This window comes from Bacillus sp. 105MF (genome assembly GCF_000374885.1).
Lineage (GTDB): Bacteria > Bacillota > Bacilli > Bacillales > Bacillaceae_G > Bacillus_A > Bacillus_A pseudomycoides.
On record NZ_KB895676.1, the window covers coordinates 1 to 1,572 of the forward strand.

General features: G+C 29.3%; 2 protein-coding genes. Both read right to left on the reverse strand.

The window, feature by feature from the left end; translation table 11 throughout:
• Positions 1-119: 119 nt before the first annotated feature.
• Complete coding sequence (locus tag C564_RS0131430; RefSeq protein WP_018768243.1) at positions 120-335, reverse strand: class II lanthipeptide, LchA2/BrtA2 family; 216 nt, start codon at positions 333-335, stop codon at positions 120-122.
• 146 nt (positions 336-481) lie between these two features.
• A complete protein-coding gene (locus tag C564_RS0131435) occupies positions 482-1,114 on the reverse strand; it encodes a hypothetical protein (protein WP_018768244.1) in 633 nt (210 codons plus the stop codon).
• Between the last annotated feature and the right edge of the window lie 458 nt (positions 1,115-1,572).

Genomic DNA, 1,572 nt, shown 5'->3' on the forward strand with positions numbered 1-1,572 from the left:
ACTGATCCAATTAATTCTTTTGTATCAAACTCTTGATCACGTAGTTTATTTAATTTTTCATTTTTTGACATATTTAACTTCCTCTCTTTTTTTAGCTATTGATTAGCATTATAAGCATCTCATTGTACAAGGTATTGTCTTGTACAAGGTATTGTTGGGCATAGATTTGTTGTTTTGATAGTAACTGTAATTGTTGGTGTCGCTGGTGTCGTTTCTGGATTCACATCTCCCGCACCCGCTATCTTTTTTAATTCATTTTCATTAATTACACCAATCAATTCTTTTGCATCAAATTCTTGATTACGTAATTTGTTTAATTTTTCATTTTTTGACATAGTAACCGTCCTTTTTTCGAATCTTCAGAAAACAAATGTTGGAGTACTTCAAATTTCATTACCAAAGATTGGTGACGGGTTTAGATGTTATAGAAGGTAGTTTATGCTGCCTTCTATCTCCAGCATCACCAATCTTTTTTATTCCTTTAATGTACAGATGTCTGTTTAATCCATTGTAAGACTATTAAAGGTATCCTTATTTTCTTGAAATCAAATGATAACTGAATTTGCTCTTCTAACTCTCCATGTATGTGCAATTGCTTTTGTAAGGCTAACATACACTCTGTAGTTTGGTCCTGTAACTTTTGATACATAAATTCTTTTGAATGTTGAATGCTTTCGCTTTGGTTTATCATATATCCAATAGCTATAGGTCCTTTTTTTTCACCTATTCCTGCTTTAAATTCTTGAATATTGATGTCTTTTAAATGAACAAAATAATCATTATAAAAATCTATTGAATAAGCACCTGGGATAGATATACCAGTTACAATATTCGGTTGAAAAACAAATAGAATAGGTGCCAAAGCTGTAAATGTTTGATTGTAAAATGCTTCATATAGAATTTGTGCTAAGGTATTAATATGAATAAATGGTTGAGCTAGACTAATCGATTCTTTTTGTGATGCTTGTTTATTCAATGGGTGTTTGTAAACATGATATGGCAATACGTCTTGTTCATTTGAAAAGGTTTTTAAATGATGATTGTTTTGCCTACCAAGATCCAAATGATAATTTATATTGTTTATCATATCTATAGAATTTTTTGTCTCTAGCATCAGATTAACTACCTCCTTGCTGTTTAACTTTCTGTAACTAAAATATACGTGTTAATTTTTGTTAATAACAATTAGTAAAATTCAGTTAAAAATATTCTAAATTACTGTTATTTTTTTCTATATTATTTTACATGTTTTGTGATTCAGAAAAGTTTCTATAGCATTTAACCTTGTACAAATAAAAATATTGCTATCGTTGAAAATATAATCAAATAAAAAAACAGGTGGAAATTCCTTTCCGCCTGTTTTTTATCTATGAATTATTTAATGGGGATATGTATTTGAAGAAATCTTGAGTATAGAGGGCTTAATTAATCAAGAGGTGGTATAACATCACCGTAAAAAATTGGAGTATCTTTGATACTAGTTTGTGCAGCTACATTTTGTGTAGTATCTGCACTAGTTATATTCTCAGATAAAGAAATACCAGATAACATAATAGCCATAGTAAGAATCGC